At 63.1% G+C, this 22884-nt stretch carries 25 protein-coding genes; 12 read left to right on the plus strand and 13 right to left on the minus strand.

Going from position 1 to position 22884, the window contains the following annotated elements; genetic code table 11:
* Nucleotides 1–50 precede the first annotated feature (50 nt).
* Nucleotides 51–623 (minus strand): septal ring lytic transglycosylase RlpA family protein, encoded by a 573-nt coding sequence (locus tag SIDU_RS08545; RefSeq protein ID WP_073507132.1) that lies wholly within the window; start codon nucleotides 621–623, stop codon nucleotides 51–53.
* 163 nt (nucleotides 624–786) lie between these two features.
* Here SIDU_RS08545 and uvrA point away from each other — a divergent pair, with 163 nt between their 5' ends.
* Complete coding sequence (gene uvrA, locus SIDU_RS08550) at nucleotides 787–3744, plus strand: excinuclease ABC subunit UvrA (RefSeq protein ID WP_007684730.1); 2958 nt, start codon at nucleotides 787–789, stop codon at nucleotides 3742–3744.
* Here uvrA and SIDU_RS19265 read toward each other — a convergent pair whose 3' ends face one another.
* Both SIDU_RS19265 and SIDU_RS08560 read right to left on the minus strand, forming a co-directional pair.
* Entirely contained in the window at nucleotides 3745–4332 is a 588-nt protein-coding gene (locus SIDU_RS19265; protein WP_129965402.1) for a HEPN domain-containing protein, read from the minus strand.
* Nucleotides 4333–4362: 30 nt separating this feature from the next.
* Nucleotides 4363–5544 carry a GmrSD restriction endonuclease domain-containing protein gene (locus SIDU_RS08560; protein WP_073507186.1) on the minus strand — a complete coding sequence of 394 codons (1182 nt, stop codon included), beginning with the start codon at nucleotides 5542–5544 and terminating at the stop codon, nucleotides 4363–4365.
* Between the two features lie 229 nt (nucleotides 5545–5773).
* Between SIDU_RS08560 and SIDU_RS08565 the strand changes: the two genes are divergently transcribed.
* From SIDU_RS08565 to SIDU_RS08580, 5 genes are all read left to right on the plus strand, one after another.
* Nucleotides 5774–6781 (plus strand): hypothetical protein, encoded by a 1008-nt coding sequence (locus tag SIDU_RS08565; RefSeq protein WP_025771659.1) that lies wholly within the window; start codon nucleotides 5774–5776, stop codon nucleotides 6779–6781.
* Between the two features lie 170 nt (nucleotides 6782–6951).
* The gene (locus tag SIDU_RS08570; protein WP_007684722.1) at nucleotides 6952–7164 is read left to right on the plus strand and encodes a cold-shock protein; all 213 of its coding nucleotides are present in this window, start codon (nucleotides 6952–6954) and stop codon (nucleotides 7162–7164) included.
* A 62-nt stretch (nucleotides 7165–7226) separates the two neighbouring features.
* Entirely contained in the window at nucleotides 7227–7403 is a 177-nt protein-coding gene (locus tag SIDU_RS19795) for a hypothetical protein (RefSeq protein WP_007684721.1), read from the plus strand.
* 117 nt (nucleotides 7404–7520) lie between these two features.
* The gene (locus tag SIDU_RS08575) at nucleotides 7521–7736 is read left to right on the plus strand and encodes a hypothetical protein (RefSeq protein WP_007684720.1); all 216 of its coding nucleotides are present in this window, start codon (nucleotides 7521–7523) and stop codon (nucleotides 7734–7736) included.
* Nucleotides 7737–7906: 170 nt separating this feature from the next.
* Nucleotides 7907–8251 (plus strand): glycine zipper 2TM domain-containing protein, encoded by a 345-nt coding sequence (locus tag SIDU_RS08580; RefSeq protein WP_007684717.1) that lies wholly within the window; start codon nucleotides 7907–7909, stop codon nucleotides 8249–8251.
* Between the two features lie 62 nt (nucleotides 8252–8313).
* Here SIDU_RS08580 and SIDU_RS08585 read toward each other — a convergent pair whose 3' ends face one another.
* The 4 genes from SIDU_RS08585 to SIDU_RS08600 all read right to left on the minus strand — a co-directional run bounded on the left by SIDU_RS08585 (nucleotide 8314) and on the right by SIDU_RS08600 (nucleotide 11788).
* Complete coding sequence (locus tag SIDU_RS08585; protein ID WP_007684716.1) at nucleotides 8314–9243, minus strand: electron transfer flavoprotein subunit alpha/FixB family protein; 930 nt, start codon at nucleotides 9241–9243, stop codon at nucleotides 8314–8316.
* Nucleotides 9240–9989, minus strand: coding sequence for an electron transfer flavoprotein subunit beta/FixA family protein (locus SIDU_RS08590; protein ID WP_007684714.1), 750 nt, complete (start codon nucleotides 9987–9989; stop codon nucleotides 9240–9242). Before SIDU_RS08590 ends, SIDU_RS08585 begins: the two co-directional genes overlap by 4 nt.
* 127 nt (nucleotides 9990–10116) lie before the next feature.
* Complete coding sequence (gene sucC / locus SIDU_RS08595) at nucleotides 10117–11316, minus strand: ADP-forming succinate--CoA ligase subunit beta (protein WP_007684713.1); 1200 nt, start codon at nucleotides 11314–11316, stop codon at nucleotides 10117–10119.
* A 139-nt stretch (nucleotides 11317–11455) separates the two neighbouring features.
* Nucleotides 11456–11788, minus strand: a complete 333-nt coding sequence (locus tag SIDU_RS08600) for a hypothetical protein (RefSeq protein ID WP_007684711.1) — start codon at nucleotides 11786–11788, stop codon at nucleotides 11456–11458.
* A 70-nt stretch (nucleotides 11789–11858) separates the two neighbouring features.
* On the opposite strand from SIDU_RS08600, the gene SIDU_RS08605 reads away from it, so the two are divergent.
* Entirely contained in the window at nucleotides 11859–12257 is a 399-nt protein-coding gene (locus SIDU_RS08605; protein WP_007684708.1) for a low affinity iron permease family protein, read from the plus strand.
* Nucleotides 12258–12288: 31 nt separating this feature from the next.
* On the opposite strand, the gene SIDU_RS08610 is transcribed toward SIDU_RS08605, so the two are convergent.
* Nucleotides 12289–12468, minus strand: a complete 180-nt coding sequence (locus tag SIDU_RS08610; protein WP_007684706.1) for a hypothetical protein — start codon at nucleotides 12466–12468, stop codon at nucleotides 12289–12291.
* A gap of 152 nt (nucleotides 12469–12620) precedes the next feature.
* Complete coding sequence (gene nhaA / locus SIDU_RS08615) at nucleotides 12621–13811, minus strand: Na+/H+ antiporter NhaA (RefSeq protein WP_007684703.1); 1191 nt, start codon at nucleotides 13809–13811, stop codon at nucleotides 12621–12623.
* Between the two features lie 82 nt (nucleotides 13812–13893).
* Here nhaA and SIDU_RS08620 point away from each other — a divergent pair, with 82 nt between their 5' ends.
* From SIDU_RS08620 to SIDU_RS08640, 5 genes are all read left to right on the plus strand, one after another.
* Nucleotides 13894–15324 carry a glycosyl transferase family protein gene (locus tag SIDU_RS08620; RefSeq protein ID WP_050983540.1) on the plus strand — a complete coding sequence of 477 codons (1431 nt, stop codon included), beginning with the start codon at nucleotides 13894–13896 and terminating at the stop codon, nucleotides 15322–15324.
* The gene (locus tag SIDU_RS08625) at nucleotides 15321–16379 is read left to right on the plus strand and encodes a hypothetical protein (RefSeq protein ID WP_007684699.1); all 1059 of its coding nucleotides are present in this window, start codon (nucleotides 15321–15323) and stop codon (nucleotides 16377–16379) included. The genes SIDU_RS08620 and SIDU_RS08625 overlap by 4 nt, the downstream gene beginning before the upstream one ends.
* A 49-nt stretch (nucleotides 16380–16428) precedes the next feature.
* Complete coding sequence (locus tag SIDU_RS08630; protein WP_007684698.1) at nucleotides 16429–17343, plus strand: sulfite exporter TauE/SafE family protein; 915 nt, start codon at nucleotides 16429–16431, stop codon at nucleotides 17341–17343.
* Complete coding sequence (locus SIDU_RS08635; RefSeq protein WP_007684696.1) at nucleotides 17340–18101, plus strand: TIGR02186 family protein; 762 nt, start codon at nucleotides 17340–17342, stop codon at nucleotides 18099–18101. Before SIDU_RS08630 ends, SIDU_RS08635 begins: the two co-directional genes overlap by 4 nt.
* 181 nt (nucleotides 18102–18282) lie before the next feature.
* Nucleotides 18283–19290, plus strand: coding sequence for a class 1 fructose-bisphosphatase (locus tag SIDU_RS08640; protein WP_007684693.1), 1008 nt, complete (start codon nucleotides 18283–18285; stop codon nucleotides 19288–19290).
* Between the two features lie 140 nt (nucleotides 19291–19430).
* On the opposite strand, the gene SIDU_RS08645 is transcribed toward SIDU_RS08640, so the two are convergent.
* From SIDU_RS08645 to SIDU_RS08660, 4 genes are all read right to left on the minus strand, one after another.
* Nucleotides 19431–20471 (minus strand): rod shape-determining protein, encoded by a 1041-nt coding sequence (locus SIDU_RS08645; RefSeq protein WP_007684691.1) that lies wholly within the window; start codon nucleotides 20469–20471, stop codon nucleotides 19431–19433.
* Between the two features lie 170 nt (nucleotides 20472–20641).
* Complete coding sequence (locus SIDU_RS08650; RefSeq protein ID WP_007684689.1) at nucleotides 20642–21022, minus strand: TadE/TadG family type IV pilus assembly protein; 381 nt, start codon at nucleotides 21020–21022, stop codon at nucleotides 20642–20644.
* Entirely contained in the window at nucleotides 21019–21492 is a 474-nt protein-coding gene (locus SIDU_RS08655; protein ID WP_007684687.1) for a TadE/TadG family type IV pilus assembly protein, read from the minus strand. Before SIDU_RS08655 ends, SIDU_RS08650 begins: the two co-directional genes overlap by 4 nt.
* A complete protein-coding gene (locus tag SIDU_RS08660; protein ID WP_025771666.1) occupies nucleotides 21489–22745 on the minus strand; it encodes a pilus assembly protein TadG-related protein in 1257 nt (418 codons plus the stop codon). The genes SIDU_RS08655 and SIDU_RS08660 overlap by 4 nt, the downstream gene beginning before the upstream one ends.
* Between the last annotated feature and the right edge of the window lie 139 nt (nucleotides 22746–22884).

The raw sequence follows: 22884 nt of genomic DNA on the forward strand, positions 1-22884 counted from the left end.
CCGGCAGCATCCCCGGACGACGAACCGACGACCGGCATCCACGAACGACATCAGCGCCCCTCAGCAGCAAGCTGCGCCCGCAAATTGGCGAGCGTCCGGGCGTCCACCACCGGCCGCTCGGGCGCCTGCCGCCCCTCGCGCAGCTTCCTGCGGTCCCTCTCCGGCGGCTCCACCACCCGCACCCTCACCGGCGCATGTCCCGCCGCCCTGATCCCCAGTTGCTCCGCCGCCCCGCGCGACAGGTCGATGATCCGCCCGCGCCCGGCAAAGGGGCCGCGGTCGTTCACCCGCACCAGGATCGTGCGCCCCGTCTCCAGCGCCGTCACCTCGACATAGCTCGGCAGCGGCAGCGTCACATGCGCCGCCGTCACCGCCTTGGGCCGGAACCGCTCGCCATTGGCGGTCCGGTTGCCGCTCTCCCCGCCATACCAGCTCGCATAGCCCAGATAGTCATAGCCGGGATCGGCGGCGGGCACATAGGTCACGCCCCTGACGCTATAGGGCTTGCCCACCCGCACCGGCACGTCGCTCACCGGCCGATATTCGACGCCCCCGCCACACCCCGCCAGCGCCACTACGGCGGCCAGCGCCCCGCACCGCATCCGAACCGAAATCCCGCTCATCCCCGCCCTTTAACCCAGCCCGGCGCGGGAGCAAAGCCGCCGCCTTTTCCTTTCGCCGCACAGTCCCTATCTTGCGCCGGCCCGGCCCTTGCCTCCCAAGAACAAATCTGGAACAACACGCCCCCATGAGTCTCACGCAAATTTCTCGGCAAAGGTCTACCGAATGCTGACCACCATAAGCGTCCGCGGCGCACGCGAGCATAATCTCAAGGGCGTCGACGTCGACCTTCCCCGCGACAGCCTGATCGTCATCACCGGCCTGTCCGGCTCCGGCAAGTCCTCCCTCGCCTTCGACACCATCTATGCCGAGGGTCAGCGCCGCTATGTCGAATCCCTCTCCGCCTATGCCCGCCAGTTCCTGGAGATGATGCAGAAGCCGGACGTAGAGCATATCGACGGCCTCTCCCCCGCCATCTCCATCGAGCAGAAGACGACCAGCCGCAACCCGCGCTCCACGGTCGCCACCGTGACGGAGATCTACGACTATATGCGCCTCCTCTGGGCGCGCGTCGGCATTCCCTACAGCCCCGCCACCGGCCTCCCCATCAGCGCGCAGACGGTCAGCCAGATGGTCGACCGCGTGATGCAACTCCCCGAAGGCACCCGCTTCTATCTCCTCGCCCCGGTGGTCCGCGGCCGCAAGGGCGAATATCGCAAGGAACTGGCGGAGTGGCAGAAGGCCGGCTTCACCCGCGTCCGCATCGACGGCGAACTCTACGCGATCGAGGACGCCCCCGCCCTCGACAAGAAATACAAGCATGACATCGAAGTGGTGGTCGACCGCCTGGCCGTCAGCGACGACATGGCCACCCGCCTCGCCGACAGCTTCGAACAAGCCCTGAAACTCGCCGACGGCCTCGCCTATGTCGACCTCGCCGACACCAGCGTGGCGGAGGCGCTGGGGCCCACCCCCACCTCCGTTCGCCCTGAGCTTGTCGAAGCCGCCGACCTCACCTCCACCAAAAAGGGCATGAAGAACGCCGGCATCCCCGAAAACCGCATCGTCTTCAGCGAGAAGTTCGCCTGCCCCGTCAGCGGCTTCACCATAGCCGAGATCGAACCGCGCCTCTTCTCCTTCAACGCCCCCCAGGGCGCCTGCCCCGCCTGCGACGGCCTGGGCGAACGGCAGGAGTTCGACCCCGAACTCGTCGTCCCCAACGAAGCCCTCAGCCTCAAGAAGGGCGCCGTCGTCCCCTGGGCCAAGTCCAACCCGCCCAGCCCCTATTACATGCAGGTTCTCGGCTCCCTCGCCAGGGAGTTCGGCTTCTCCCTCGACACCCCCTGGGCCGACCTGCCGGGGGAGGTGAAGCTGATCATCCTCCACGGCACCGCCGGCAAGCCCGTCACCCTGCGCTTCGTCGACGGCAAGAAAAGCTATGAGGTCAAAAAGCCCTTCGAAGGCGTCATCGGCAACCTCAACCGCCGCCTCCTCCAGACCGAATCCGCCTGGATGCGGGAGGAACTCAGCAAATACCAGACCGCCATGCCGTGCGAGACCTGCCACGGCGCCCGCCTCAAGCCCGAAGCGCTGGCGGTGAAGATCGCGGGCGAAGACATCTCCATGTCCACCCGCCGCTCGGTGGTGGACGCGCTCGGTTTCTTCTCCACCCTCCCCACCCGCCTCAACGACCAGCAGAACCAGATCGCCCGCGCCATCCTCAAGGAAATCGTGGAGCGCCTCGGCTTCCTCAACAATGTCGGCCTCGACTATCTGAACCTGGACCGCACCAGCGGCACCCTGTCCGGCGGCGAGTCCCAGCGCATCCGCCTCGCCTCGCAGATCGGCAGCGGCCTGTCGGGCGTCCTCTACGTCCTCGACGAACCCTCCATCGGCCTGCACCAGCGCGACAATGACCGCCTGCTCGTCACGCTCAAGCGCCTGCGCGACCTCGGCAACACCGTCATCGTCGTGGAACATGACGAGGATGCGATCCGCACCGCCGACTATATCGTCGACATGGGGCCGGGCGCGGGCGTCCACGGCGGCCAGATCGTCGCGCAGGGCACCCTCAACGAACTGCTCGCGCACAAGGACAGCCTGACCGCCGACTATCTGAACGGCGCCCGCCGCATCGAAGTCCCGCCCCGCCGCCGCAAGGGATCGGGCAAGAAACTCACCGTCCACAACGCCCGCGCCAACAACCTGCAAAACGTCACCGCCAGCATCCCGCTCGGCACCTTCACCTGCATCACCGGCGTGTCGGGTTCGGGCAAGTCCAGCTTCACCATCGACACCCTCTATGCGGCGTCCGCCCGCGCCCTCAACGGCGCCCGCATCGTCGCCGGCCCGCACGACAAGGTGACCGGCCTCGAATATTGCGACAAGGTGATCGACATCGACCAGTCGCCCATCGGCCGCACCCCCCGCTCCAACCCGGCGACCTATACCGGCGCCTTCACCAACATCCGCGACTGGTTCGCCGGCCTCCCCGAAGCGCAGGCGCGCGGCTACAAGCCCGGCCGCTTTTCGTTCAACGTCAAGGGCGGCCGCTGCGAAGCCTGCCAAGGCGACGGCGTGCTCAAGATAGAGATGCACTTCCTCCCCGACGTGTACGTCACCTGCGACGTCTGCCACGGCGCCCGCTACAATCGCGAGACGCTGGAGGTGAAGTTCAAGGGCAAGTCCATCGCCGACGTCCTCGACATGACGGTCGAGGATGCGGTGGAATTCTTCAAGGCCGTCCCCCCGATCCGCGACAAGATGGCGATGCTGGCCGAAGTGGGCCTGGGCTATATCAAGGTCGGCCAGCAGGCGACGACCCTATCGGGCGGCGAAGCCCAACGCGTCAAGCTCGCCAAGGAATTGTCGCGTCGAGCCACCGGCAACACGCTCTATATCTTGGACGAACCCACCACCGGCCTCCATTTCGAGGACGTCCGCAAACTGCTGGAAGTCCTCCACGCCCTTGTCGAACAAGGCAACAGCGTGGTCGTGATCGAACATAATCTGGACGTCATCAAGACCGCCGACTGGATCATCGACATGGGCCCGGAAGGCGGCGTCAAGGGCGGCGAAGTGGTGGCCGAAGGCACGCCCGAAAAGGTCGCGAAGAACGCCCGGAGCTTTACCGGGCGCTATCTCGCGCCGTTGTTGGGGATGGAAGCTGTTGCAGCGGAGTAGTTAGAAGATCGAGGCTGCGAGGATCTCAAAATCTTTCAGGGAAATGATGATCCTTTCAGCCAAAATCTTCTCTTCTTTTGGATCGGGTAAGGCCGTGATAGCCCTAAAACCTTTATGCGCCACATCCCCACGCCTTGCCCCAAGAGTCGTCAAGTCTATCAGAAGCTGTTCACTAATTTGCGTTTCATCCAGCCCCAAGGGTATGAACATCGAGAGTAAATTGTGAACCTTCACTCCATTATTGGAGGCTATTCTGCGCTTATGTTCGTTAATGCAGGCCAGCTGCTTTCGAATGATGAACGACCGCGTGTCAATTTCGTCAGTTTGCATGGGCATGCCGCCCATTGTCTCAGATTTATAAAGACAAAGAATAGCGCCTGCACCTTTGCACTGCTGACCAGACCTGACCCGAACGTCGATGCCGTCGAGCAAAGTCGACGCCAAAGCTTCTAGGTATCCCTCAAGCTCTGAGTGAAACAATAGTCGAAAGGCTGCTGCAAAACGATATTGAGCGTCAGAATACGACCCCGTTTTAGAAAAATGGGATGGAAGAAATTCCTTTCTCAATTCCTTGTAACGTTTTTCCAATTCTCTCAGTCTTGGAGGCCGTGCCATCGGTCAGATGGGAGAACTTAGATTAAGGTCCAAGACCTTGTTCAAAGCATTTGACCAGAGTGAGAATCGATAATGCACTGCTTCGACGCTCTTAGTCGTCCCGCTCACTGATGAACTAAAACGCCAATCCTTTGATATGTCTTTATACGCTGCAACAACATCATCTTTTCGAACAATCGCGCGCTCGGCAGTCTGCCGATCAGAAAAATAGTAAGCCATCACATCAAAAACTGCACGGTTTATTCTGTTTTCGAAATGATATCCATTCCATTTTTTGAATGCGTCCCGTCCAAAAATATCTTTGGTTGATTTTATTGAAAACTCCATTTCTTTAAAAAGATCATCAACCAAATTTGAGCAATTTTTCCATCCAGAGTTTAAAATTTTTGTTGTTTCATCAAGTATTAACTTGAGATTTCCATTATAATTCTCTAAAAATAATTTGAACGCAACAAAACGCAGCGCTAGTTCATTATCCCTCATCCGAAAATCAGGCTGCTTTAGGCCAAGCATTTCGTGAATTGTTTTACTCGATATTACAAATTCATTAAGAGACTTGGTGAATGGGCCAGGATGCAAAGCCTGCCGGAGTTCTTGTGGTGAAAGTTGGACACTCCCACTATTTATACGTAGAAAAACCTCATAAAGAAATTCTTCTGAAGGCCATGATTTAATTACTACGGTTCTAATAGTAGCGTTATCAAAATCTGGCGCCACCGCTTTAAACAAATTATTTGAAATATCATCATAAGATTGATCATTAAGATCATCTCTCATTTGCAGGCCACGAAGTTTAAAGGGGGAAAACTCCTTATCGTTTGCAGATGCGGAGAACTGCCGAAGAGAAAGCAAGCGTTGCTTACCATCAATAACAAGGTAAGATCCTCGCTTCTCTTTTCTCTCCGCAAGAATAATTTGTGGAGTGGGAATTCCGAGTATCAAGCTTTCAATATATTGACTCTTCCTCTGTACCGTCCATGCGTCCCGACGTTGGAAGTCCGGATCGAGAAATATATTGCCTTTTCGGAGCTGGCTTATGACTGTTTCGGTAGTCCAATCAGTCGACGAAATTGCCGCGTCGAAACGGGTAAGCCCATTGCTTCCCAAAACATCTTCTTCGTCCTCCTGCTGATCCAAGGGAGCGATTTCGCCGTCCGGGTCTTGTTCAATCTTCACTTCGTCCATGTCGTTACGCTGAACGACCTCTATTGTGCCGTCAAGCTCCGAAAATGTTACTAGCCTATCACCTAACGCGATCATATATGAGTCGATGTACTGTGTAGAACATTGGACGGTGGAGCGGTGTTGCACAGTTCCTGCTCGGCTACTGAAAATGTTCCCGTTTTGTTCTGTCCTACACCCCCTCCCCTGACATATCCTCCCGGCAAAGCACCTAATGGAAAAGGGCCTTGCCATGACCTGCCAATTCCCTCCCCTCCCCACCCCCGCGCAGCAGATCCGCGCCGACGGCTGGAGCCCCGCTCGCCAACGCGCCTTCCTTGAAACCCTCGCCGCCACCGGCATCATTCTCTCCGCCTGCGAAGCCGCCCACATCAGCCCGCGCTCGGCCTATGCCCTGCGCATCCGCCGCGACGGCGCGGCCTTTCGCCTGGGCTGGGACGCCGCCATCCTCATCGCCCGCGCCCGCCTCGCCGATGATCTGCTCGCCCGCGCCCTCACCGGCCATGAGGAGGTGATCCGCAAGGACATGGACGCAGGCGAAATCACCCGCCACCGCCACGACAACCGCCTCGCCATGTCGATGCTCTCCCGCCTCGACCGCATGGCCGACAGCCCGCCGCAGGGCAGCGACGCCGCCCTCGCCCGCGTGGTGGCGCAGGATTTCGCCGCCTATCTCGACATGCTCTGTCCGGAGGATCAGGCGCAGGCCGACCGCCCCGACGCCCCGCCCCCGCCCCCGCCCATGGCCGCCGATGCGGACCACGCCGCCCTGCCCGGCCCCGCCTCCCCCGAAGAAGCGCCCGCCATCGAACAGGCCGCCACCGCCGTGTCGCCCGGCGCCTCCGCCGCGCTGTTCGTCGCCGCGCGCCTGGCGCTGGGCGAGGGCGGCAAGGCCCCGCTCTTCCCCCTCGATGGACGGTGTGAACTTCGGCCCATTCCCGCCGCTCCGCCGGTCGACCGCGCCAGCTTCCCGCCGGAGGAAGCCGCCGCCCGGCTGCGCGGCATCTGGTGGGATGCGGAAAGGGACGGCTGGCGCACCGACTATCCCGCGCCGCCCGGCTTCGACGGCGACGAAAGCGACGCCCTCTACGACATCGACGCCTATGAGCGCGACCTGACGACGGCAGAGGAACAGGCGCTGGCCCTGCGCGTGGAGGCGGAGCGCCGCCCCTATGAACATGCCGCCGCCCGCGCCCGCGACACCTTTTTCGGCTTCGCCGCGCTGGCGGGAGCAGCATGATCGCACCCGCCGATTTGCTATTCCGCCCTCATGCCCCTATATGGGGAATGCTATAGTCGCAAATCGACGGTCTTTCGGCGCTTTGCGGCACCAAACTTCCTTCTTTCCCTGCCCCTCTAGCGCAAGGCCCGTCCACACGGGACGCGCCCACGTAAAGAAGGAAATACCCCATGAGCATCATCGGAACCGTCAAATTCTTCAACGCCGACAAGGGCTATGGCTTCATCGCCCCCGATGACGGCAGCCCGGACGCTTTCGTCCACATCTCCGCCGTGGAGCGCGGCGGTCTCGCCACCCTGCGCGAAAAGGACCGCGTCTCCTATGATCTGGAGCAGGACAAGCGCGGCAAGATGGCGGCGGTGAATATCCAGCACGCGCAATGATGCGCCGCTGACAGGCCGGGCGCCGCCCACGCGGCGCCCGCCACTCTTGAAAGGAGCGTCCCATGGCCAACCCCGATTTCCGCGCCCTCGCCCGCCAGGCCCGAAACGAAGCCGACGCCGCCACCCTGGACAATGTCCGCCAGCGCTGCCTGCGCTCCGAAGCCGCCTTTCTGGTCATGGCCCGACGACAGGAATATGTCGACGAAAGCCGCGCCCGCCGCGTTGCCGCCGCGGGCTGAACAACGCCGCCCGGCTCCTCGCATCGCCGGCCCCGCTCGCCCTGCCGCACCGCCGGAACCGATCCGCGCCGCCAATGTTATCCTTGCAAATTCCCTACGAAACAAGGAGCCAACCCCATGATCCGCACCCTGATCTTCGGCGCGATCGCAGGCTATGTCGGCAAGAAACTCTATGACGAAGGCAAGCTGACGGAATTCAAGGACGATCTCGTCGCCCGCTACAACCAGGCCAAGTCGGACCTCGACCAGCGCCGCGACAGCGACAGCACGGCGACCAGCCCCAATCTCGCCACGCCCGCCGCCAGCACCACCGCCGCGCCCCTGACGCCCTGACGGCCGACCCCATCCCTTTCCAGCGGTGAACACCCTCTCCCCGCTGGCATCACTGCCCGCCCGGCTGCCTTTCCCCCCTTTTGGCGCCGCGGCGGGCAGACTATTTTGCGCAACTTCCCCCTCTCCCAGGGGTTGTCCCCGTGGCAGGGACAAGATGAGGAGAGAAAAACATGCGCACCCCCCTATTGGCAGCGGCGCTGCTTGCGATGCCCTTGACGGCCTGCGTTTCGGATGGCGACGGCAGCCGCTACGGCTATGACCGGCCCGGCTACGGCCAACGCCCCGGCGGCCGTCCCATCGGCGAGAATGACTATATCTACCGCGACAATGACGGCCGCTACTATTGCAAGCGCGACGACGGCACCACCGGCACCATCGTCGGCGCCATAGCGGGCGGCGTATTGGGCAACATCATCGCGCCGGGCGGCTCCAAGACGCTGGGCACCATCATCGGCGGCGCCGGCGGCGCCCTCGCCGGCCGCGCCATCGACAAGAATGACGTCCGCTGCGAATAGAACGAAAAAAGGGCGCGGACCCAAAGGCCCGCGCCCTCCTTTGAACCTTTGGGGGAAACCGCTTACAGCTTCTCGACCAGCTCCGGCACCACCTTGAACAGGTCGCCGACCAGCCCGATGTCCGCCACCTGGAAGATCGGCGCGTCCTCATCCTTGTTGATGGCGATGATGGTCTTGCTGTCCTTCATCCCCGCCAGATGCTGGATCGCCCCGGAAATGCCCACGGCGATATAGACTTCCGGCGCCACGATCTTGCCGGTCTGCCCGACCTGATAGTCGTTCGGCACATAACCGGCGTCGACCGCGGCGCGGCTCGCACCGACCGCCGCGCCCAGCTTGTCCGCCAGCGGGAAGATGGTCGCCTCGAACGTCTCGCCGTCCTTCAGCGCGCGACCGCCCGAAACGATCACCTTGGCAGAAGTCAGCTCCGGCCGCTCCAGCTTGGCGATCTCCGCCCCGACGAAGGACGACAGCCCCTTGTCCCCGGTCGAAGCCACCGCTTCCACCGCCCCGTTGCCGCCTTCCTTGGCCGCCTTCTCGAAAGCCGTGCCGCGAACGGTGATGACCTTCTTGGCGTCCTTCGATTTGACGGTCGCGATGGCGTTGCCGGCATAGATCGGACGAGTGAACGTATCTTCGCTCTCGACCGACAAAATGTCGCTGATCTGCATCACGTCGAGCAGAGCGGCGACGCGCGGCGCGATATTCTTGCCGTTGCTGGTGGCCGGCGCGACGAAAGCGTCATGGCTGCCCATCAGTTCGACGACCAGCGGCGCGACATTCTCGGCCAGCGCATGACCGAAAGCGGCGTCGTCCGCGACATGGACCTTGCCCACGCCAGCGATCCTGGCGGCTTCGGCGGCAACGCCGCCGACGTCCTTACCGGCGACCAGCAGATGCACCTCGCCCAGCTTCGACGCGGCGGTGACGGCGGAAAGGGTCGCGTCCTTGACGGCGCCGCCCTCATGTTCAACCCAGACAAGCGTCTTCATGCGGCAACTCCCAGAGCCTTGAGCTTCGCGACCAGTTCATCGACGTCAGCCACCTTCACGCCGGCCGAACGCTTGGCCGGTTCCGCGACGGAGAGCGTCTCCAGCCTCGGCGAAATGTCCACGCCGTAATCGGCGGGCGGCTTGGTCGCGAGCGGCTTCGACTTCGCCTTCATGATGTTGGGCAGCGAAGCATAGCGCGGCTCGTTCAGGCGCAGGTCGGTGGTGATGATGGCGGGCGTGTTGAGCTTCACCGTCTCCAGGCCGCCGTCCACTTCGCGGGTCACGCTGACCTTGTCGCCCTCGACCTCCACCTTGCTGGCGAAGGTGCCCTGCGGCAGGTTCAGCAGCGCGGCGAGCATCTGGCCGGTCTGGTTGCTGTCGTCGTCGATCGCCTGCTTGCCCAGGATGATGAGGCCGGCGCCTTCCTCTTCCTGCACCTTGGCGAGCAGCTTGGCGACGCCCAGCGGTTCCACCTCGTCATCGGTCTGGATCAGGATCGCCCGGTCCGCTCCCATGGCCAGAGCCGTGCGCAGCGTCTCCTGCGCCTTGGCGACGCCGATCGACACGGCGACCACCTCGGTCGCCACGCCCTTTTCCTTCAGGCGGATGGCTTCCTCGACCGCGATCTCGTCAAACGGGTTCATGCTCATCTTGACGTTCGCCAGGTCGACGCCCGTTCCATCCGCCTTCACCCGAGGCTTCACATTGTAATCAATCACCCGCTTCACGGGCACAAGGATCTTCATCTCAACATCCTTCCTTCATTCACGCCAAGCCCGCAGATGCGCCAGCAAATGCGAACGAGGGCGCGGGCGGTCCGTTCCCGGACCACCCGCACCCCTTTTTGGTGTCTTGTTCAGGCGTAAAGCTGCGTCAGGCCGCCTTCCTCACTTCCGCCACGATCTTCCTGGCCGCGTCGCCCAGATCGTCCGCCGGGACGATGGCCAGGCCCGAAGCCGCGAGAATGTCCTTGCCCTGCTGGACGTTCGTGCCTTCCAGGCGGACGACCAGCGGAACCGACAGGTTCACGTCCTTGGCGGCGGCGACGATGCCGTCGGCAATGATGTCGCACTTCATGATGCCGCCGAAGATATTGACGAGAATGCCCTTCACCGCCGGATCCTTCAGGATGATCTTGAAGGCTGCGGTCACCTTCTCCTTGGAAGCGCCGCCGCCGACGTCCAGGAAGTTGGCGGGGAATTCGCCGTTCAGCTTGATGATGTCCATGGTCGCCATGGCCAGGCCGGCGCCGTTCACCATGCAGCCGATATTGCCGTCCAGCTTGATGTAGGCGAGGTCATATTCCGAAGCCTCGACTTCGGCTGCGTCTTCCTCGGTCAGGTCGCGCAGCTCGACGATGTCCTTGTGACGGAACAGCGCGTTGCCGTCGAAGCCGACCTTGGCGTCGAGGACGAGCAGGTTGCCCTGCTGGGTGACGGCCAGCGGGTTGATTTCGATCTGCGAGGCGTCGGTCGCCAGGAAGGCCTCATAGAGCGAGGATGCGACCTTGGCGGCCTGCTTCGCCTGATCGCCGGTCAGTTCCAGCGCGGCGGCGACGGCGCGGCCATGGTGCGGCATGAAGCCGGTGGCCGGATCGACGGCGAAGGTATGGATCTTCTCAGGGGTCGAGTGGGCGACTTCCTCGATGTCCATGCCGCCCTCGGTCGACACGACGAAGGCCACGCGGCCAGTGGCGCGGTCGACCAGCAGAGCCAGGTAGAATTCCTTGGCGATGTCGGCGCCGTCGGTGACGTAGAGGCGGTTGACCTGCTTGCCCGCTTCGCCGGTCTGGATGGTGACCAGCGTATTGCCCAGCATGTCGGCGGCGTGGGCCTTCACCTCGTCCAGGTTGAAGGCCAGGCGGACGCCCCCCTTCGCATCGGGACCGAGTTCCTTGAACTTGCCCTTGCCGCGGCCGCCGGCGTGGATCTGCGACTTCACGACATAGAGCGGCCCAGGCAGCTTCTTGGCGGCCTCGACGGCTTCCTCGACGGAGAAGGCTGCATAGCCGGCGGCGATCGGCGCGCCATATTTCGCCAGCAGCTCCTTCGCCTGATATTCGTGGATGTTCATGGGGCTCGCCCGTCCTTTCCGCTGAAACTCTTGTGATCAGCGGCTAAGCACAGGCAAAGGGGCAATGCCAGCGAATTTCGCAAATCAACTTTGCAAAATTGCAAAACCTTGCGAAGCGATCCCCGGCCTTATTGCGGAATCAGCGATCGATGGCGCAGATGATTGCCGCCTTGCTGGTTACGGCAAATATCTCCGGATCCTCCAGCGCGCGGACCTTGAAGAGGAACCGATCGACGGTCATGTCCGCCATGTGAGACTTGCGGAGCGAGGCCAGCGACTGGAGCCTGCGGAGTTGCGGCAGGCTCAGCCGGTCGACCATCCTTTGGGCCATGCAGGCCGCCATGCGGGGGGATATGCCCGCATCGATCAGCCCCGCGCGAAGACGCGATTCGGGCGACACGGTCGCGCAGGACATGAGAAGGAGGGAAGCGCCGAGCCCGCAGGCCAGCGAACGGAGGGGGATGGCTGTCATCCCCGCTTCATGGCAAGCATGGTCTGAACAGAGGCTAAATGCTTGCCGCGGCCAAGGGAGAAAAAGAGAGATGGACAGGATTTTCACGGCCTTTGCCCACCGGATCGCGAGTTGGTCGGGCCAGCCTGCGGCCTTCATCCTGGCCGTGCTGGTGATCCTGGGTTGGATCGTGACTGGCCCGATCTTCCATTATTCCGACACCTGGCAGCTTATCATCAACACCGGCACGACGATCGTCACCTTCCTGATGGTCTTCCTGATCCAGAATGCGCAAAATCGCGACAGCTCCGCCATCCAGGCGAAAATGGACGAATTGATCCGCGCCATGTCGACGGCGCGCAATGAATTCATCGGCATCGAGCATCTGACCGAAGCGGAACTGGAGCAGATCAAGTCGGTTCTGGAAAAGGAATGCGGCGACAATGAAACGCACCGCCAATCGATAGAGCGGCTGATCGAACGAAGATGATCGCCGGTCGGCTCCGCCAGAGCGCGCGGCTTTAATGCGCCAGATCGACCAGCCTTTCATTCCGACGGCGATAGGCGTCGATCCGATCCGTATAGCCGCGCGCAAGGCCTTCATAGGCTTCCCGGCCCTTTGCCGACCGGCTCATCTGCGCGCGGATCATTGCAACCTGCTGCCTGTGAAGCAGATAGTTGACATCCATCTCCCCATTCATATTCACCCTCCTACCTGATCGCTGAAAGAGATTGGTTGGGGTTCGCATCTTGTGCGAGTCGCTCTACGGCAGGCGCACGATAGCATCGGGCCAATGGCCATGCGATTCCATCCGGCGCATGGAAGGAGCGGCCTGGCGGATAATCCCGATCCTCAGGGTCGCCTGGCGCCGCGCAGGACGAGATAGCCCATGATGGCCGAAAGCAGCGAGCCGGCGAGAATGCCGATCTTCGCCTGCTCGACAAGCGTCGGGGAATGGGGGAAGGCGAGAGCGCCGATGAAGAGGCTCATCGTAAAACCGATGCCGCAAAGAAGCGCCATGCCATAGACCTGCGCCCAGCTTGCGCCGCCGGGCCTTTCCGCGATCCCCCAACGGTCCGCCAGCCAGATTCCGCCGAAGATGCCGATCTGCTTGCCGAAGAACAGGCCAAGCGCCACGCCCAGCGGCAATGGCGTAAACAGCATGCCGATCACCGTGCGATCCACCGGCACGCCCGCATTGACGAAGCCGAAAAGCGGCACGATCAGATAAGCGCTCCAGGGATGCACCGCATGCTCCAGCCGATGCAGCGGGCTGTCGACGGCGTCCGGCGCGCCGGGCGTGGGCTTGATCGGGATGAACATCGCCGTCAGCACGCCGGACACCGTCGCATGCACGCCGGAAAGCAGGGTGAAATACCACAGGACCGCGAAGATCAGGAGATAGGGTGAGAGCGCCTGAATCCGCAAGCGGTTGAGCCCCCACATCAACAGGAGCATCGCTGCCGCGCCGCCCAGGGCGGCCAGGTCGATGCCCTGGGTGTAAACCAGCGCGATGATCGCGACAGCCCCCATGTCGTCGACGATGGCGATGGCCGTCAGCATCAGTTTGAGCGAGGCCGGCACCCGCCGCCCCAGCAGCGCCACCACGCCGATCGCAAAGGCGATGTCGGTGGCCGCCGGAATGGCCCAGCCGTTCGAGAGGGCGGATTGCCCCCCGGCGATGGCGAGATAGACGCAGGCCGGCACGACCATGCCCGCCGCCGCCGCGATGAACGGCAACCGCCTGCGTTCCCATGTCGAAAGGCCTCCGTCGACCAGTTCGCGCTTGATCTCCAGCCCCACCAGCAGGAAGAAGATCGCCATCAGCCCGTCATTGACCCACAGGTGGACGGTCATGCGGCCCAGGCCGGGCTTCAGTTCCGGCCCGATCCCGGCATGGACGAAGGCGTGATGGAAGTGCCCCGCCGCGCCGGGCAGATTGGCGAACAGCATGGCCATGGCGGCGGCCGCCATCAGCAGGATGCCGCTGCCCGCTTCGCTCCTCAGGAAATCGCGCAATGCCGAGGATGGACGGTTGATCATGCTTGCTCCTGCGACGTTGGGACTCAATATAGTTTCGATATGGCAATGAATAAATATTTGAGAATCAAATCTTTGCTGCCATATGGTGATCAGCGGAGATAGGGAGTTACATTCCGTGGGGGAAGCGATCTTCGCTGTTCTGGCGAGGGTTCATCATGAAATCCTGCTGTTCGCGGTGGTGGGACTGGCGATCGGCGGAATCGATGATTTCATCATAGACATGGTCTTCCTGTGTCGAAGGCTGTGGCGCAAGTTGATTATCTATTCGCGCCACCGACGAATGACGACCGCGACCCTTCCGGCTTCGCCGCGGCCAGGCCGCATCGCCATCTTCATACCCGCCTGGCAGGAGGCGGATGTGATCGGCCCGATGCTGGACAATGCGCTGGGCCAGTGGGGCGATCAGGATTATCGGATCTTCGTCGGCGTCTATCCCAATGACCGGGCGACGTTGGATATCCTTGCGCCCCTGGCCGCGGGGAACGATCGGCTGATCCTGTGCATCAACGAACGGGACGGACCGACGACGAAGGCCGATTGCCTGAACGTAGCCTGGCGCGCCATGCTGCGGGAGGAGGAACGCACGGGGGTCCGCTTCAAGGCGATCGCGCTGCACGATGCGGAAGATGTCGTCCACCGCGACGAGATCCTGCTGTTCGATCTGATGACGGACCGATTCCAGCTCGTCCAGCTCCCGGTCCTGCCGCTGCGCGGCCATGGAGGTTGGTGGTCGAGGGCCATAGCCAATCATTACTGCGACGAATTCTCAGAGAGTCATGGCAAGTTCCTGACCGTGCGCGAAGCCATGGGCGCGTCCATGCCCTCGGCCGGGGTCGCCTGCGCGTTCGAGCGGCAGATATTGGAGCGGCTGGTGAATCCCGCCACCGGCGGACCGTTCGATCCGGAATCGCTGACCGAGGATTATGAGGTCGGGCTGCGCATCGGCAATATGGGCGGGCGCGGCATATTCGTCCGCATGCGCGACAGGGACGGCCAACTTGTCGCGACAAAGGAATATTTCCCCGACAATCTGAAGGGCGCCGTCAGACAGAAGGCGCGCTGGATGGTGGGCATTTCGCTTGCCGGGTGGGACCGCATGGGCTGGCACGGCGGCCCCGCCGAATGGTGGATGCGCATGCGGGACCGCACGGCCGCCCTTTCCGCCTTCATCCTGTTCACCGCCTATCTGGCGCTGCTGCTCTGGGGCGTGCTGTTGGTCGGAAGCCTGTTCACCGCCTTTCCAGTGCCCAATCCCACGCCCACGGTCGAAGCGCTGTTGTGGATCAACTTCGGCTTCATGATCTGGCGCATGGCGATGCGCGCGATTTTCGCGGGCCTCGCCTATGGCTGGGCCTTCGGGCTGGGGGCGATACCGCGCACGCTGATCGCGAACATCATTGCGATGATGGCCGCCCGTCGCGCGGTGTTCCTGTATCTTCGGTCGCTGGTCGGCAGGCCGCTGACCTGGGACAAGACGCAGCACCGCTTTCCCGACCTGGATTCTCCGGCATGAACGAGGCCGCCACGGGGCGCCCGTTCCGCTTCTTCGTCCTGGTCATGACGGGCTGGATCGCGATCCGCCTGGCCGGTTCGGAGGGCGACCTTCCCGATGCGGCGACGGGAATGATCGATGAGGAGACTTTCCATCCTGCCGCCTATTCGAAAAATGGAGCGGCAAAGGCGAGAAGATTTGGCCTGCCGCTTTGGCGGGATGCGCCGCGCGCAGGGCCGGGCGCCGCGCTCCTCGCGCGGCCCAGGCGCTTCATGGCATTATCGCGGCCGGGCAGGACGATGGGGGCGAACTCCCCCGCCCTGGCCGCCAAAGAGGAAGCCTCGACGGCATGGGAGATGGGCAAGGCCGGTGAAACCGCTGCACCGATCAACCCTGCGCCTGCATTGCCTCCTGCCTCCCCTCCATCGGCAGGCGTTGCGCGTTGGCATGGCAGCGCCTGGCTGTTCTGGCGCGACGGAAGCGCGACCCGCGCCGATGCGGTGACGGGCGGCAGGCTCGGCGGATCGCAATCGGGCGTCCGCCTTGATTTCGATCTGACTCCGCAGGCATCGAGCCGGGCGACCGCTTATGCGCGAGCCAGCGCCGCGCTCAACGATCCGGCTTCTCCCGAAGCGGCGTTGGGCTTGGCATGGCAGCCGGCACGCAGCATTGCGATCAGCTTCGCGGCTGAGAGACGGATCGCGCTGGGCAAGGGCGGGCGCAACGCCAATGCCGTGCTGGCCGTGGGCGGTTTCGGGCCGACGCCGCTCGCTCGCTTTCTGGAAGCCGAAGCCTATGCGCAGGGCGGCATGGTCGGTTTCCGCTCCCGCGACCTGTTCGTCGACGGCAAGATGTCGCTGCTGTCGCCGCTCGGCCATTCGCCCGTGCGGATCGGCGGCAGCCTCTCCGGCGGCGCGCAACCGCAGGTCGAGCGGCTGGACATCGGCCCGGAGCTTCAAATGCGCCTGCCGCTTAAACCCGCCGCAGCAAGGTTGAGCATCGAATGGCGGGAACGCGTTGCAGGCCGGGCAGCGCCGCCTTCCGGCCTCGCCGTCACGTTGGGGGCTGATTTTTAAGCGGCTGCGCCTTTATCTCTCCGCATATTGGGCTTAACCCAGGAACCGCATGGATCTCTATCTGCCCATCGCCAACCTGTCGGTGAATGCGCTGGTCATCATTGCCCTGGGCGGCGTGGTGGGCCTGCTTTCCGGCATGTTCGGGGTCGGCGGCGGATTTCTGACGACGCCTCTGCTGATCTTCTACGGCATCCCGCCGACCGTCGCGGCGGCTTCGGCGGCCAGCCAGGTGACGGGCGCCAGCGTGTCCGGCGTCTTCACCCATATGGCGCGCGGCACGGTCGACTTCCGCATGGGCGGCGTGCTGATCGCCGGCGGCGTGGTGGGCGCGGGCCTGGGCGTGCTGATCTTCCGCATGTTGCAAGTCATAGGGCAGATCGACACGGTGATCGGCATTCTCTACGTGCTGATGCTGGGCGGCATCGGATCGCTGATGGCGAAGGAGTCCATACAGGCTCTGGTCGCGCTCAAGACCGGCAGGAAGATCCAGGCGCGCAAGAGGCGGCATCATCCGCTGGTCGCCGCCATGCCGATGCGGTGGCGCTTCTATCGGTCGGGGCTCTACATCTCTCCGCTGGCGCCGCTGCTGCTGGGCATGGCGACAGGCATCCTCACCATGCTGCTCGGCGTGGGCGGCGGGTTCATCCTGGTCCCGGCGATGCTCTATCTGCTGGGCATGACGACCCAGTCGGTGGTCGGCACGTCGCTGTTCCAGATATTGTTCGTGACCATGGCGACGACGATGATGCACGCCATGACGACCCATGCGGTCGACCTGGTGCTCGCCCTGCTGCTGCTGATCGGCAGCGTCACCGGGGCACAGTTGGGGACGCGCATCTCCATGACGATCCGGCCCGAATATCTGCGCATCCTGCTGGCCGCGATCGTTCTGCTGGTCGCGGCGCGGATGGCGCTGGGCCTGGGGTTCCGCCCCGACGAAATCTATACGGTGGAGATCCGGTGAGGCGGCGGGCGCTTCTGGCGCTGCCCCCGGCCCTGCTGCTGCTGACCGCGGCGGACGAACCGATACTGGTGCCCGACGTGTCCCAGCGGGACGTGGAAATACAATATAGCTTCACCGGCGCGGACCTGCTGCTGTTCGGCGCGATCGTCTATCCCGACGGGCGACGGCCCAGCAAGCCGCCGGACATCATGGTCGTGCTGAAGGGGCCGGACCAGTCGATCACGATGCGCGAAAAGCGGAAGGTTGCCGGCATCTGGGTCAATGCCGACAGCGCGCGCTTCCGCTCGGCCCCCAGCTTCTACGCCATCGCATCGTCCCGGCCGGTCGACAAGGTGGTCGATGAGCGGACGGCCGCGATCTACGAGATGGGCGTGGACAAGCTCCAGCTTTCGCCCTCCTCGCTCAACGACAGCGCGGAACTGGATCGGTTCCAGAAGGGGTTGATCGACCTCAGGGAACGCGCCGGGCTCTATGTCGAGCGGCCCGGAACGGTCGAAATCACCGACGGCGTGCTCTATCGCGCCCGGCTGCCGCTTTCGGCGCGCGTGATCGTGGGCGATTATACCGCGGAAACCTTCCTCGTGCAGGATGGCCGCGTGGTGGCCGCCGCCGTGCGCGACATCACCGTCCGCAAATCGGGCTTCGAACGCTTCATGGCCGTCGCGGCCGAACAATGGCCCTTCGCCTATGGCCTAGTCGCGATGATGCTGGCGGTTGGGATGGGATGGGCGGCGGGCGCCATCGCCAAGCGGGTCTAGGACGGATGGACATTTTGCCATTGAATAGCGGTCAGTCCCGAAGCGCGAACGGGTCGTCCTTCGTCACAGGGGCGTTATGAATTGGCGCTTTTCCGATGGCTTTCCGGCCGCTACGGCATTTGCGGTCCCATGCATGGCGTGCGTTCCGCGCGCCATATTCTCTTGAGCGAGTAAACCGCCTATGCAATCCGTCACCCTCACCCGCTTCCTGATCGAGCAGCAGCGCCAGGCCAATGCCATCCCGCCGCAATTGCGCCTGCTGATCGAAACCGTCGCGCGCACCTGCAAGACGATCAGCCACAGCGTGTCCAAGGGCGCGCTGGGCGAAGTGCTGGGCAGCCTGGGCAGCGAGAATGTGCAGGGGGAGGTGCAGAAGAAGCTGGACGTCATCGCCAACGAACTGCTGCTGGACGCCAATGAATGGGGCGGGCACCTGGCCGCCATGGCTTCGGAGGAGATGGAGACGATCCATCGCATCCCCAATCGCTACCCCAAGGGCGAATATCTGCTGCTGTTCGATCCGATCGACGGGTCCAGCAATATCGATGTCGACCTGAGCGTGGGCACCATCTTCTCCGTGCTCAAGGCGCCGGAGGAATGTTCGGGCCGCGAGGTGACGGAGCAGGATTTCCTCCAGCCCGGCACGCAGCAGGTCGCGGCGGGCTATGCGATCTACGGGCCGCAGACGCTGCTGGTGCTGACCATCGGGACGGGCGTCTACGAATTCACGCTGGACCGCGAAATCGGATCGTGGCGGATGACCGACGGGCCGATGGAAATGCCGCAGGGCAATGCCGAATTCGCCATCAACATGGCCCGGCGGCGGCAATGGTCGCCCGGCATCGCGCGCTACATAGAGGAACGCATCCAGGGCACGGAGGGGCCGCTGGGCAAGGATTACAACATGCGCTGGACCGCTTCGATGGTGGCCGACGTGCATCGCATCCTGAAACGGGGCGGCATCTTCCTCTATCCCGCCGATCACCGCTATGCCGACAAGGCGCGGCTGCGGCTGATGTATGAGGCGAACCCCATGTCCTTCCTGGTGGAGCAGGCCGGCGGCGCCGCCAGCAACGGCTATCAGCGGATCATGGAGGTCAAGGCAACCGGACTGCACCAGCGCGTCGGCGTCGTGCTGGGCGACAAGGCGGAGGTGGAAACCGTGGTCGCCTATGGGCGGGAAGGGTAGAATCGCTGAGCACGGGCGGCCTGGAGGAGTGGGCCGCTTCCCGTCATCGGTTTTCCGTCACCCCGGACCTGATCCGGGGTGACGGAAGGAGGAATGACGGCTCTCCACCCCAACTCCCGCCCGCCAGCGGCAGGCGGTTGTCAGGAAATGGTCAGCACGCCGTCATAAGCGCGGTCTTCCAGCGCCCGGCCCGCACCCATGGCCACGCAGATCAGCGGCTTGTCCGCGACCGTGACGGGCAGTCCCGTCGCGTCGGACAACGCTTCGTCCAGCCGCCGGAGCAGCGCGCCGCCGCCCGTCAGGGTGATCCCCTCCTCGATGATGTCCGCGGACAGTTCCGGCGCCGTCTGTTCCAGCGCGGTCATCACCGCCATCTTGATCTGGCCGACAGGCTCGGACAGAGCATCCACGATCTCCGCCTCGCTGATCGACATTTCGGCAGGGCGGCCGTTCACCAGATCCCGGCCCTTCACCGTCATGCGACGGCCTTCGCCATCCGGCGAGGTCGCGGCGCCTATTTCGCATTTCACCCGTTCCGACGTCGCTTCGCCGATCATCAGATTATGCGTGCGACGGATATGGGAAGCGATGGCGTCATCCAGCCTGTCGCCGCCGACCCGCGCCGAACTGCTGTAGGCGATGCCGCGCAGGGACAGGACGGCGACCTCCGTCGTCCCGCCGCCGATGTCGACCACCATCGCCCCGCGCGGCTCCGTGACGGGCAGGCCTGCGCCGATCGCGGCGGCCATGGGCTCCTCGATCAACTGGACCCGATAGGCCCCCGCGTTGGAGGCGGCGTCGCGCAGGGCGCGCCGTTCCACCATGGTCGAACCTGTCGGCACGCAGATCACCACTTCATGGCGGCGGCCGAAGCGGTTGGCGCCGTTCAGCGCCTTGTCGATGAAATGCTTGATCATCTGCTCGGCCACGTCGATGTCCGCGATCACGCCGTCGCGCAACGGCCGGATCGCCTGGATGCCGGCGGGCGTCTTTCCCATCATCAGCTTGGCTTCGTTGCCGACCACCTTGACCTTGCGAATGCCGTCACGGGTCTCGATCGCGATGACGGAGGGCTCGTTGAGGACGATGCCCCGGTCGCGCACATAGATGACCGTGTTCACGGTTCCAAGGTCGATGGCCATGTCGCAGGCGGAAGAGGAAAAGAAGCGCGGCAGTTTCATGCGAATGGCGGACGATCTGCGATGGGGAGCGGGAAGGCTTCCCCTGCACAGCCCCCTCCGCAAGCAGAAGCAGGGTGCGACGGCCCGTCCGGTATCCGGGGCCAGTTGAGGCGTTAGGCCGTAAACTCGTAAATGGCGCGTTCGAGGCGCGCCATTTACGAGTTTACGGCCTAATAGGCTCGCCGGGTATAGCTGATCGATATGGCCCGGGTTTGATAGACGATGAAGTTCAATGGCCGGGAATAGGTCATGGTGATTTCGGTATAAGGCACGCCATATTGCGTGCCGTGGGTGACGGTCGGGTTGTTGGTATAGGCGGGGTCCAGGCCGAATTCGCGCGAGTTGACCTTGGCGATGATGTCGGTATCGGAAGGCCTGGGGAAGATGCTGGCATAGCGCGCGCCTTCGTCCACCGCGTGTTGCAGGCCCGTGCGCGCGCAGGCGATGATGCCCAGTTGCAGCGCGCCCATCAACAGCATGATGAACGGCGGCACGGCAAGGACGAATTCGATCGCCGCCGCGCCGCGCTGGTCCCGCGCCAGCCGGATCATTGCAGCCTCACCGAGGCTGAGCCGGTGAGCGCGATCCCCTGGGACGACCACAGGCTGTTGGGCATGAGCTTGGCGAACATCGGCGTATAGGTGCCTGAAATGGCGATCGCGACATAGCGCTTCGTCTGCTGACCGTCGGGGCATGGAACTTCGGGACTGGCGGTCTGCACAGTGGCATTACAGAGCAGCGTGGGTGTGACGGTTACGTTGCCGGTCGGAACGCCGGCAGCGGCCGCCGCGTCGGCGGCCAGATTATTATAGGCCTTCGAAGTGTCGGTGGTGTCGTTGGTGTAGCCGCCCGCGGCCGCCAATTGCGCCGTGCGCTCCGCCGCGCGCTGGAGCCCGATCTTCGCCTTGAACGCCATGGCGACGTCGCCCGCCATGCAGGTCAGCAGGACCAGGACCGGCATGATGATCGCCAGTTCGACCGTGCTGTTGCCGTATCGGTCGGAGAGCAGCCGCTTCATCATCCCACCAGCTTCACCAGCGTTGCCGTGAATTTGTCGACTCCCGTATCTTTGCATTGATTGACGATATTGCTGTTGCCGATGAAGGTGACGCGCTTGCCCACCATCTTCACGCAGTCGGTGGTCATGCCCGACGTGCCGCTGAACGACATTGCCTGGCCCGGAAAATAGAAAGCGCCTTGCAGGACCGAACTCGCATTGCCGTTGATCGTGTTGGTTCCCGAATCCAGCGCGCGCCGGTCCTGATAGAACAGGACGCCATGATAGGGGTTGGCGGTGTCCGTCGGCGCCTTCAGGTTGATCGTCGCGCCGCCGTTGATGTTAATGGTCGAGATGGAACTGGGGTTGTTGGCAGCATTACTGCTGGTCAGGATGATGGTGACATCAGTGCCGTTGATGGTCGCCTGCGCACCGACATCGAACGATGTAGCGTCGATATAATAAACGCCCTTCTCCAGATTGACCGTCCCCTTAATGTCGACATTATTATAGCAGCCGGGCGAATAGGACTGAGTTTCCCCGCTCTTGGCGCTGAGCTTCTGGTTGCACCCAGTAAAGTTGGCGGCTGTAGGCGTGGGCAACCCAGCAAAGGGATCCTGCACCGGGATACTGTAAGGCAATAGAGTGGTGCCGGTAGCATAGTTGGAACTGGACGTCAGCCCGCCCACCGCCGCCACCGGAGTCGCCGCCACCGTGCTGCTGCCGCCTGCATAGACCGCGTTGGATGCCCGCGAATTGGTAACTATGCCGCAGCCCAGATTGACCGTGGCATTGCCCTGGAGCGTGATGCCGACCGTACTCGTCTTTTCCAGCGACACGACGCAATAATCGCCGCTGCCCACTACCGCAGCGGTCGCCTCGCCATAAATAACCGGCGCCTTCACCCCCAATATCTTCGAAAAGGGCAGTTCCGCGGAGGTTTGCAGCACCACCCTCACCGCCTGGGCATTGCCGGCGAATGGACCGCTGGTAGGCGCATTTTCGATCGTCGGAGTCTGCGTCAGGGCGACGAGCGCCATGCGGCTGATGTCCGCTGTCGCGCTGTCGGACGCGTTGAAGCCCTGCGCCACCGCATAGGCTCCCGCCAGCGCGGCGCTGTCCGCCTGCCGCTGGATCTGCCGTTTCCAGAGGGTCCATTGCACCGTATCGGTCGCCAGCCCCGCCGCGCCCACTAATAGGGGCATGGAGGCAGCCGCCATCATCAGGACATTCCCAGTCCTGTCCCGCAGCAATCGCCCCACCGCTCTGCCGAACATTCCCATTCCCTTTCTGCGCGGATCATCGCTCCAGAACACAGGCGGGATTTTAAATAATGCGGGTTAATGAATCATGATTTCCTAACATAAATTAGGTATATTTTATAGTATATATCCTTCGATATAATTGTATATGGAA

Source organism: Sphingobium indicum B90A, assembly GCF_000264945.2.
In the GTDB taxonomy this organism is placed as follows: Bacteria; Pseudomonadota; Alphaproteobacteria; order Sphingomonadales; family Sphingomonadaceae; genus Sphingobium; species Sphingobium indicum.

Coding starts and splice junctions, on each gene's coding strand:
- SIDU_RS08575 (WP_007684720.1), top strand. CDS start 7,521: ATGATCCGCACCCTGATCTTCGGCGCGATCGCAGGCTATGTCGGCAAG.
- SIDU_RS08600 (WP_007684711.1), bottom strand. CDS start 11,788: ATGACAGCCATCCCCCTCCGTTCGCTGGCCTGCGGGCTCGGCGCTTCC.
- SIDU_RS08605 (WP_007684708.1), top strand. CDS start 11,859: ATGGACAGGATTTTCACGGCCTTTGCCCACCGGATCGCGAGTTGGTCG.
- SIDU_RS08565 (WP_025771659.1), top strand. CDS start 5,774: ATGACCTGCCAATTCCCTCCCCTCCCCACCCCCGCGCAGCAGATCCGC.
- SIDU_RS08660 (WP_025771666.1), bottom strand. CDS start 22,745: ATGTTCGGCAGAGCGGTGGGGCGATTGCTGCGGGACAGGACTGGGAAT.
- SIDU_RS08625 (WP_007684699.1), top strand. CDS start 15,321: ATGAACGAGGCCGCCACGGGGCGCCCGTTCCGCTTCTTCGTCCTGGTC.
- SIDU_RS08610 (WP_007684706.1), bottom strand. CDS start 12,468: ATGAATGGGGAGATGGATGTCAACTATCTGCTTCACAGGCAGCAGGTT.
- sucC (WP_007684713.1), bottom strand. CDS start 11,316: ATGAACATCCACGAATATCAGGCGAAGGAGCTGCTGGCGAAATATGGC.
- SIDU_RS08560 (WP_073507186.1), bottom strand. CDS start 5,544: ATGGACGAAGTGAAGATTGAACAAGACCCGGACGGCGAAATCGCTCCC.
- SIDU_RS08570 (WP_007684722.1), top strand. CDS start 6,952: ATGAGCATCATCGGAACCGTCAAATTCTTCAACGCCGACAAGGGCTAT.
- SIDU_RS08645 (WP_007684691.1), bottom strand. CDS start 20,471: ATGAAACTGCCGCGCTTCTTTTCCTCTTCCGCCTGCGACATGGCCATC.
- SIDU_RS08590 (WP_007684714.1), bottom strand. CDS start 9,989: ATGAAGATCCTTGTGCCCGTGAAGCGGGTGATTGATTACAATGTGAAG.
- SIDU_RS08630 (WP_007684698.1), top strand. CDS start 16,429: ATGGATCTCTATCTGCCCATCGCCAACCTGTCGGTGAATGCGCTGGTC.
- SIDU_RS08650 (WP_007684689.1), bottom strand. CDS start 21,022: ATGATCCGGCTGGCGCGGGACCAGCGCGGCGCGGCGGCGATCGAATTC.
- SIDU_RS08640 (WP_007684693.1), top strand. CDS start 18,283: ATGCAATCCGTCACCCTCACCCGCTTCCTGATCGAGCAGCAGCGCCAG.
- SIDU_RS08580 (WP_007684717.1), top strand. CDS start 7,907: ATGCGCACCCCCCTATTGGCAGCGGCGCTGCTTGCGATGCCCTTGACG.
- uvrA (WP_007684730.1), top strand. CDS start 787: ATGCTGACCACCATAAGCGTCCGCGGCGCACGCGAGCATAATCTCAAG.
- SIDU_RS08620 (WP_050983540.1), top strand. CDS start 13,894: ATGGTGATCAGCGGAGATAGGGAGTTACATTCCGTGGGGGAAGCGATC.
- SIDU_RS08585 (WP_007684716.1), bottom strand. CDS start 9,243: ATGAAGACGCTTGTCTGGGTTGAACATGAGGGCGGCGCCGTCAAGGAC.
- SIDU_RS08655 (WP_007684687.1), bottom strand. CDS start 21,492: ATGATGAAGCGGCTGCTCTCCGACCGATACGGCAACAGCACGGTCGAA.
- SIDU_RS08545 (WP_073507132.1), bottom strand. CDS start 623: ATGAGCGGGATTTCGGTTCGGATGCGGTGCGGGGCGCTGGCCGCCGTA.
- nhaA (WP_007684703.1), bottom strand. CDS start 13,811: ATGATCAACCGTCCATCCTCGGCATTGCGCGATTTCCTGAGGAGCGAA.
- SIDU_RS19795 (WP_007684721.1), top strand. CDS start 7,227: ATGGCCAACCCCGATTTCCGCGCCCTCGCCCGCCAGGCCCGAAACGAA.